Here is a 9595-nt window from a genome sequence, read left to right as displayed (position 1 = left end):
CCGTAGCGCCGATGGTAGTGTGGGGTCTCCCCATGCGAGAGTAGGGAACTGCCAGACATCAAACAAGTAAAAAGGCCATCCGAAAGGATGGCCTTTTTGTGTTTGCACGGCATAAAAATGCCGGACCCGGGGCGCAAAGCGCCACCGGGCAGGGTGTTTTTAGTGAATAACCTGCGATAAAAACGCGCGCGTACGTTCTGATTTCGGTTGGGAGAAGAACTCTTCCGGCGGTGCCTGCTCAACGATTTCCCCGCGATCCATAAAGATCACCCGGTCCGCTACGGTTCTGGCGAAACCCATCTCATGCGTTACGCACAGCATCGTCATTCCCGATTCTGCCAGCCCTATCATGGTATCCAGAACCTCTTTCACCATTTCCGGATCCAGGGCTGAAGTAGGTTCATCAAACAGCATAATTTTAGGTTTCATGCACAGAGAGCGGGCAATCGCCACGCGCTGCTGCTGCCCACCCGAGATCTGCCCCGGAAATTTATGGGCATGCTCTGCAATGCGCACGCGTTCCAGATAGTGCATGGCCAACGCCTCCGCTTCCTTTTTTGGCATTTTTCGTACCCAGATGGGTGCCAGAGTACAGTTTTGCAGAACGGTCAGGTGCGGGAATAAATTGAAATGCTGGAAGACCATGCCGACTTCCTGGCGAACACGTTCCACGTTACGGATGTCATCGTTCAGCTCGATACCATCAACAACGATCCGTCCCTGCTGATGCTCTTCCAGATGGTTAATACAGCGGATAGTGGTTGATTTACCCGAACCTGAAGGGCCGCAAAGGACTATTCGTTCCCCCTGCTTCACCTTCAGGTTAATGTCTTTCAGAACGTGAAATTGCCCGTACCACTTATTCACATTATCCAGGGTAATCATCGCGTCAGCGGGGGTCATAGTTATCTGGCTCATAGGTTCCTCAGTGCGGTGTACGCCCGGTGTTAAAGCGCTTTTCCAGATGCTGGCTGTAGCGCGACATGCTAAAACAGAAAATCCAGTAGATAAGTGCGGCAAAAACATAGCCTTCTGTCGACATCCCCAGCCAGGCCGGGTCGACGGTAGCCTGCTGCACGCTACTGAAAAGATCGAATAATCCAATGATGATCACCAGACTGGTGTCTTTGAACAGCGCGATAATGGTATTGACCAGACCCGGGATCACCAGCTTCAACGCCTGCGGCAGGATCACTAATCCCTGCGTTTTCCAGTACCCCAGCGCCAGCGATTCGGCGGCTTCGTACTGGCCCTTTGGCAGCGCCTGCAACCCACCGCGCACGACCTCAGCCACATAGGCAGACTGAAACAGAATGACGCCCACCAGGGCGCGGATCAGTTTGTCGATGGTCGTGCCCTCCGCCATAAACAGCGGCAGCATCACCGAAGACATAAACAGCACGGTGATCAGCGGAACGCCGCGCCAGAACTCGATAAAAATTACCGAAAGCACGCGTACAACCGGCATGGTTGAGCGGCGACCCAACGCCAGCAGAATGCCTAACGGCAATGCACCGGCGATCCCCACAGAGGCGATAATCAGCGTCAGCGTCAGACCGCCCCACTGGCGCGTTTCGACGCGCTCCAGTCCCAGCACGCCGCCATACAGTAACAACCAGACGAGAAGGGGATAGATCACCGCCCAGGCAGCAATATAACGTCCCCGCTGCGGCAACCCTTTCCAGAACATGGGGATGATGGAAAGCAATCCGACAAGCAGCGCAAGGTTGATGCGCCAGCGCTGGTCATGCGGGTAGAGCCCATACATGAACTGGCCAAATCGCTGATGAATAAAGACCCAGCAGGCTCCCTCTTTCGTACAATCGGCGCGCGTGGTGCCGACCCAGTTAGCCTGCAAAAACGCCCAGTTGAGCAGCGGCGGTATCAGCTCCCACATCAGCCAGAAGCAGAACAGGGTGAGTAAGCTGTTGCTCCAGCTGGAGAACAGGTTTTTACGTGCCCAGTTAACAATGCGTCCGTTGCCAGTAGTGGCCGGACGCGCAGGGTGAGACAAGACGGCTTTTGTCATCATGATTCCTTAGCGTTCAACCAGCGCGATGCGGCGGTTATAGATATTCATTAACAGGGAGATGGTCAGGCTGATAATCAGGTAGACCGACATCGTGATGGCGATAGTCTCGATAGCCTGGCCCGTCTGGTTGAGGACGGTGCCGGCAAACAGGGAAACCATATCGGGATAGCCAATGGCAGCCGCAAGTGACGAGTTCTTCACAATATTGAGGTACTGGCTGGTCAGCGGTGGAATGATAACCCGCATGGCCTGGGGAATGATGACCTGACGCAGCGTGACCGGGTTCGGCAGGCCGAGCGAGCGGGCGGCTTCATGCTGACCGTGCGGAACGGCCTGGATCCCGGCGCGAATAATCTCTGCGATAAAGGCCGAGGTATAGATCGAGAGTGCCAGCGTCAGCGCTGCCAGTTCCGGGATCAACACCATGCCGCCGCGGAAGTTAAATCCCTGTAAATGCGGCACATCCCAGTGTAGCGCCGGACCGAAGATGACATGTGCCAGCCAGGGCAGGACCACCAGCAAGGCCAGCGTGACAGGCCAGGTGCGCCGCAGTTGCCCGGTTTTGATCTGATACATGCGGTTATAGCGGAACAGCCCGACCGAGATCGCCGCCACACATACCAGCGCCGCCAGCAGTGCCAGCATTCCTTCGGCAATCTGCGGTGCTGGTATATATAAACCGCGGTTGCTTAAGAAGGCCAGATCGAACGCATCCACCGCCTGACGAGGGCCGGGCAGATTGCGCAGTACGGCGAAATACCAGAAGAAGATCTGCAGCAGGGGCGGAATATTACGAAAGGTCTCGATATAAAAGGTCGAGAGCTTACGCAGCAGCCAGTTATCAGACAGACGCGCGAGTCCGAGGAAAAAGCCCAGCAGAGAAGCAAAGACAATGCATAATCCGGAGACCAGCAGAGTATTCATCAGGCCGACCAAGAAGACGCGACCGTAGGTATCTCCTTCATCGTAATCAATGAGATGCTGAACAATGCCAAATCCCGCACTGCGGTCAAGAAAGGCAAAGCCCGAAGTAATGCCGCGTGTGCTCAGATTGATAATGGTGTTATGGAACAAGTAGATCGCGACGGCCAGAACAGCGAGAACAGCGAGGATCTGAAACAGCCAGGCGCGAACCGCAGGGTTGGAAAAGGAGAGGGCTCCTTTCAGGGCTAAGCGGCGATGGGACATAAAAAACCTCGGGTAACCATGACTCTGGACTGGGCACCGCACCGGCAGTGCCCGTTACAGCAAGCTGCTTAGCGTACTGGCGGTGCGTACTGGATGCCGCCATTGTTCCAGAGGTTATTCTGACCACGGCTGATCTTCAGCGCGCTTTCAGAGCCAACGTTACGCTCGAAGATCTCAGCGTAGTTACCCACCTTTTTAATGATGTTGTATGCCCATTTGTTATCGAGCTTCAGATCCTTGCCGTAATCACCCTCTTTACCCAGCAGGTGGGCCATATCCGGCGTGGATGGATTGGCGGCTTTCTCATCGACGTTCTTCGAGTTGACACCCATCTCTTCTGCGTTGAGCATGGCGAACAGCGTCCAGCGCACAATTGAGTTCCATTCATCATCTCCGCGGCGTACCACCGGGCCCAGCGGCTCTTTAGAGATCACTTCTGGCAGAACAATCCATTCCGCCGGATTACTCAGCTTGATCCGCAGCGCGTACAGCTGGGACTGATCCGATGCCAGGGTATCGCAGCGGCCCGATTCCAGCGCTTTGGCGGATTCGTCAGAGCGGTCAAAGGTGACCGGCGTATATTTCATGTTGTTGGCTTTGAAATAATCCGCGACGTTCAGTTCGGTGTCGGTTCCCGCCTGAATGCATACCGTTGCGCCATCCAGCTCTTTTGCACTCTTCAGGCCCGCTTTATTGTGGGACAGGAAACCAATGCCGTCGTAATAGGTCACGCCGGTAAAGGACATGCCCATACCGGTATCACGTGACGAGGTCCAGGTGGTATTACGTGACAGCATATCCACTTCGCCAGACTGCAGGGCGGTAAAACGCTCTTTCGCCGTCAGCGGGGTATATTTCACTTTGGTGTCATCGCCTAATACAGCGGCAGCAACGCCACGGCATACGTCGACATCGATACCGGAGAATTTACCGTTGGCGTCTGCGTAGGAGAAACCCGGCAGACCGTCGCTGATCCCACATTGCACGAAACCTTTCTGCTTAACGGCATCCAGAGTCGCACCCGCCTGAGCCTGGCCGGTAATTGCAACAAGCACACCTGCAGCGGCGAGGCTGGCCATCATCATCTTTTTCATAATGCATCCTGTGTGGCGAAAAATTATCGTTATAGTGAAGCGCTTATAAACGCTTAAACCTGTCTGTGGCTGTGGCCGACGTTAATAAAGCAAACGCGATGCCAGTTTTTGCATTTGACGTAATAAACGATTACGCAACGCGTAAAGCAGAGTGTAGACAGTGATAATTAATTCGAGCGCCCTGAAATGGTGCGAAATGACAACCTGCGCCACAAATCAGAGCAAAAGTCTGATTAAGGAACGCGGAAATTAAGAAAGGGTTTATGGCGTGAATATTGGAAGGCAGAAAGGTGTGAATAACATCACGTCGCCAGTCTGAAAGAAAAATAAAACAGCAAAAAGGTGTGAGCAAATTTGGGTTTAATTATTAACCTGAATCGGCAAAGCAAAAGCGCGAACGAATTCGCGCTTTCTGGATTACTTGGTCACGGCAATGATGCCCAGCGTCAGGCCTGCAACGGCTGCTGCGCCACCTGCTATCGCCCCTGCAGTTTCCCAGTTATCCTGCGTGGTCCCTTTCATACAGGTATTGGTATGAACCAGTCGGCCCTGATCGTCGTATGTCGGTACGCACGGAGAGTCATGCGCGCAACCCGCAAGCAACGCGGTAAGGAGTGCAACCGAAATGAGTCTTTTCATGGTGTTACCTCAAAATGAAATCTAACTTTGCGATATAGTGAGTACTGTCTTCTGCAAAGCTGAGGGTTATATTACCACCGCTTAAAAACAGCCAAGAAGAGTGAATAATCTCAAATTATTTGGATTGTAAAAAAGATGGAGAAATCCCTCTTAATGCACACCAATAATGGAGAGATTAGGGAGGCGGATTGGTTAAATTCGCAAGCTAAAAATCGCAAGCAAACAATTCATTGGCGTGCTAATTAATAAGAATAATAAATGGAAGATATTGATTATCTGTTTATTATCAGAAATAAAGGCGCCGAAGCGCCTTTATCTATTACTGTTCGTGATGACGCGTAAAGCGCCTGCGCACCACGACAAAAAAGACTGGCACAAAGAAGATGGCCAGCAGGGTGGCCGACAGCATGCCGCCCATCACCCCGGTACCGACGGCATTTTGCGCGCCACTGCCGGCTCCGTGGCTGATGACCAGCGGCATCACACCCAGAATAAACGCCAGCGAGGTCATCAGGATCGGACGCAGACGCATGCGGGATGCCTCCAGCGTGGCTTCAACAATGCCTTTCCCCTCTTTCTCCATCAGATCCTTGGCAAACTCGACAATCAGAATAGCGTTCTTTGCCGACAGGCCGATGGTGGTAAGCAGCCCCACCTGGAAATAGACATCGTTGTTCAATCCGCGCAGGGAGGCGGCCAGCAGAGCACCCACCACCCCTAACGGCACCACCAGCATCACCGAGAACGGAATCGACCAGCTCTCATAGAGTGCTGCAAGACAGAGGAACACCACCACCAGCGAGATAGCGTACAGGGCAGGCGCCTGATTGCCTGACAGCCGCTCCTGGTATGACATACCCGTCCAGTCGAAACCAATACCCGTCGGGAGCCTGGCTGCCAGTTGCTCCATTAGCTCCATCGCTTCGCCGGTACTTTTCCCTGGCGCGGCCTCGCCGAGGATCTCCATGGACGGGGTACCGTTATAGCGTTCAAGGCGCGGTGAACCATAGATCCAGTGCGACTCGCTGAACGCCGAAAGCGGTACCATCTCACCGTTGGCGCTGCGCACGTAAAGGCGATTGATATCCTCAGGCAGCATCCTGAAAGGTGCATCCGCCTGGACATAGACTTTCTTCACCCGCCCACGGTCAATGTAGTCGTTGACGTAGGTGCCCCCCAGGGCGGTGGAGATGGTCTGGTTGATGTCCGACACGCTAACACCCAGCGCCTGGGCTTTCTCCTGATCGATATCCAGCTTGAACTGCGGGGTATCTTCCAGACCATTAGGCCGCACGCGTACCAGCAGATCCGGATGGGCTTTGATCATCCCCAGCAGCTGGTTTCGGGCCTGCGTTAGCTGGTTGTGGCCCAGGTTGGCCTGGTCGATCAGCTCAAAATCAAACCCTGTTGCGGTGCCCAGCTCGATAATAGCCGGCAGGTTGAACGGGAACTCCAGCCCATCTTTGATCTGGCTGAAGGCCCGCGTGGCCCGGCTGACGATAGCTCCAACGCTGTTGGCGGCACCGGGGCGCTCCTCCCAGGGCTTAAGGCTGATAAATGCCACCCCGGCATTTTGCCCCTGGCCGCTGAAGCTGAAGCCGTTCACGGTAAAGACCGACGCTACGTTGGCTTTTTCCGTGGTGAGGTAATAGTGCTCAACCTGATCCAGCACCTGTTGGGTGCGGGTTTGCGTAGCGCCCGCCGGGAGCTGCACCATGGTCATAAAGACGCCCTGGTCCTCTTCCGGCAGGAACGAGGTCGGCAGGCGCAGGAACAGTACCGCCATACCGCCGACAATCAGGACATAGACCACCAGGTAGCGGCCGGTCTTACGCAGAATATGGCTGACGCTATTGCTGTAGTGCGCCACGCTCCTGTCGAACAGGGCGTTAAACCAGCCGAAGAACCCGCCTTTGTGCTCATGATGCTCGTCCGGCGCTTTGAGCAGGGTGGCGCACAGCGCCGGGGTCAGGATCAGCGCCACCAGTACGGAAAGCGCCATCGCGGAGACAATCGTCAGGGAGAACTGGCGATAGATCGCCCCGGTGGAACCGCCGAAGAAGGCCATCGGGATAAACACCGCCGACAGCACCATGGCGATGCCGACCAGCGCCCCCTGGATCTGCGACATCGATTTTTGCGTCGCCTCTTTTGGCGGTAGCTTCTCCTCCACCATCACGCGCTCAACGTTCTCCACCACCACGATGGCATCATCCACCAGCAAACCTATCGCCAGCACCATGCCAAACATGGTCAGGGTGTTGATGGAGAAGCCAAACGCCGCCAGTACCGCGAAGGTACCCAGCAGCACCACCGGCACGGCGATGGTCGGGATCAGCGTGGCGCGCAGGTTTTGCAGGAACAGGTACATCACGAGGAAGACGAGGATGATGGCTTCAAACAGCGTCTTCACCACTTCATGAATGGAGATCTTCACAAAGGGCGTGGTGTCATAGGGGTAAACCACCTTCAGCCCCTGCGGGAAGAAGTTTTGCAGCTGCGCCAGTTTGCTTTTGATCGCCGCGGCGGTATCCAGCGCGTTGGCACCGGTGGCGAGCTTGATCCCCAGCCCGGTCGCGGCCTGGCCGTTGATTTTGGTCACCATGTTGTAGTTTTCGCCGCCGGGCGCAATCCGGGCCACATCTTTCAGATGCACCATTGACCCGTCCTGATTGACCTTCAGGGTGATGTTGCCAAACTCTTCGGCCGTTTTCAGGCGCGTCTGGGCGATGATCGAGGCGTTGAGCTGCTGGCCCGGCACCGACGGCGTGCCGCCAAGCTGGCCGGCGGCAATCTGGTTGTTCTGGGTTTTGAGCTCGTTGATCACGTCCAGCGGCGTCAGCTGATAGGCGTTCAGCTTATTCGCATCCAGCCAGATGCGCATCGCATACTGGGCACCAAACAGCTGCACATCGCCCACCCCGGAGGTGCGGCTGATGGCATCCTTCACATTAGAGGCAACATAGTCAGAGATGTCGTCCTGGCTCAGGCTTTTATTGTCTGAGACGAAGCCCGCGACCAGCAGGAAGCTGCTGCTCGACTTCTCCACGCCAATCCCCTGCTGCTGCACTTCCTGCGGCAGCAGCGGCATCGCCAGCTGCAGTTTGTTCTGCACCTGCACCTGGGCGATATCCGGGTCGGTACCCGACTGGAAGGTGAGGGTGATGGTCACGCTGCCCGCTGAATCGCTGGTGGAGGACATGTACATCAGGTTATCGATGCCGTTCATGTTCTGCTCGATCACCTGAGTGACCGTATCCTGCACCGTCTGCGCATCGGCACCGGGATAGGTGGCGGAGATCGCCACCGCAGGCGGGGCAATGGTCGGATACTGGGCGATCGGCAGCTTCAGGATCGCCAGCCCGCCCGCAATCATCAGGATGATGGCAAGAACCCACGCAAAAACCGGGCGCTGAATAAAGAAGTTGGCCATGCTCTGTTCCTTATCCCGCTTTCTGTTCGGCGGTGTCTGGCGTGGCGACAACCGCGACCCCAGGACGCACTTTTTGCAGCCCGCTGACGATCACCCGATCGCCTTCCTGCAGGCCGTCGGTGATCAACCATTGATCGCCAATCGCCTGAGGCGCGACGACGCTCCGCGCTTCAGCCTGATTCTTCGCGTTAACCACCATCACGCTGGCTTCACCGCGTGGCGTGCGTGTGACCCCCTGCTGCGGCACCAGAATGGCGTGAGGCTGGGTACCCTCATCAATGCGCGCCCGGACAAACATGCCGGGCAGCAGGACATGCTGCGGGTTAGGGAAAATCGCCCGCAGGGTGATGGAGCCGGTGCTCTCGTCCACGGTGACATCGGAGAACTGCAGCGAGCCTTTCAGCGGGTACGGCTGACCATTCTCCATCAGCAGCTGTACGCTGCTGGCGCCATCGCCCGCTTGCAGGCTGGATTGCTTCAGGCGCATAAAGTCGTTACTGGATTGGGTCACATCGACATAAATCGGATCCAGCTGCTGCACCGTGGCCAGCGCCGAAGCCTGACCGTTGGCGACCAGCGCCCCCTCGGTGACGCTGGATTTGCCGATACGCCCGTTGATAGGCGACGTCACTTTGGTGTAAGCCAGATTAATGCGCGCGGTCTCGACGTCCGCCTTAGCCGCAATCACCGAAGCATCGGCCTGACGGGCAGTGGCAACGGCCTGATCGTACTCTTGCTTACTGACGTACTGGGTGCCCATCAGCGGTAAATAGCGTTTCACGGTCAGGTGAGCGATGTTGGCTGCGGCCTGGGCTTTGGCCAGCTCGCCTGACGCGCTGTCAAAAGCCGCCTGATAAGTGGCCGGATCGATCTGATACAGCGACTCCCCTGCTTTTACATCGCTACCCTCGGTAAAGTTGCGCTTCAGGACAATGCCGCTCACCTGAGGACGAACCTCAGCGACGCGAAAAGCATCGGTACGGCCTGGCAGTTCGGTGGTAACCACCAGCGGGGCACTTTTCACCACATGAACCACAACCTGAGGTGACGGCGGTTGTTGGGCTTGTTCACTGTGGTCATCACAACCCACGAGTAATGCGGCACCGATGATAAAACCGGATAAGGGTAAAAACCTGAAATGAGGCGTCATGGCTATTCCTTCAAAATCATCAACCCGCATTAACCGCCAGCGGTTAAGCGTTAAGGAGG

Annotated in this window: 7 protein-coding genes; all 7 read right to left on the bottom strand. The window is 55.9% G+C overall.

Going from position 1 to position 9595, the window contains the following annotated elements:
• Positions 1-159: 159 nt before the first annotated feature.
• On the bottom strand, positions 160-918 hold the full coding sequence (locus V7Q49_RS16180) for an amino acid ABC transporter ATP-binding protein (protein ID WP_333853530.1): 759 nt from the start codon (positions 916-918) through the stop codon (positions 160-162).
• Positions 919-925: 7 nt separating this feature from the next.
• The gene (locus V7Q49_RS16175) at positions 926-2029 is read right to left on the bottom strand and encodes an amino acid ABC transporter permease (RefSeq protein ID WP_333853536.1); all 1104 of its coding nucleotides are present in this window, start codon (positions 2027-2029) and stop codon (positions 926-928) included.
• A gap of 9 nt (positions 2030-2038) precedes the next feature.
• On the bottom strand, positions 2039-3220 hold the full coding sequence (locus tag V7Q49_RS16170; protein WP_333853529.1) for an amino acid ABC transporter permease: 1182 nt from the start codon (positions 3218-3220) through the stop codon (positions 2039-2041).
• Between the two features lie 68 nt (positions 3221-3288).
• Positions 3289-4314: an amino acid ABC transporter substrate-binding protein gene (locus tag V7Q49_RS16165; RefSeq protein WP_333853528.1), complete on the bottom strand. Its 1026-nt coding sequence runs from the start codon at positions 4312-4314 to the stop codon at positions 3289-3291.
• Between the two features lie 417 nt (positions 4315-4731).
• Positions 4732-4953 carry a lipoprotein gene (locus tag V7Q49_RS16160; RefSeq protein ID WP_333853527.1) on the bottom strand — a complete coding sequence of 74 codons (222 nt, stop codon included), beginning with the start codon at positions 4951-4953 and terminating at the stop codon, positions 4732-4734.
• Between the two features lie 319 nt (positions 4954-5272).
• Complete coding sequence (locus V7Q49_RS16155; RefSeq protein WP_333853526.1) at positions 5273-8386, bottom strand: efflux RND transporter permease subunit; 3114 nt, start codon at positions 8384-8386, stop codon at positions 5273-5275.
• 10 nt (positions 8387-8396) lie between these two features.
• The gene (locus tag V7Q49_RS16150) at positions 8397-9536 is read right to left on the bottom strand and encodes an efflux RND transporter periplasmic adaptor subunit (RefSeq protein WP_333853525.1); all 1140 of its coding nucleotides are present in this window, start codon (positions 9534-9536) and stop codon (positions 8397-8399) included.
• Positions 9537-9595: the final 59 nt, after the last annotated feature.

Origin of the sequence: Leclercia sp., assembly GCF_036780805.1 — a bacterium.
Lineage (GTDB): Bacteria > Pseudomonadota > Gammaproteobacteria > Enterobacterales > Enterobacteriaceae > Enterobacter.
The sequence above is the reverse complement of the archived record's forward strand: the minus strand, read 5'-3'. Positions and strand labels throughout refer to the sequence as shown.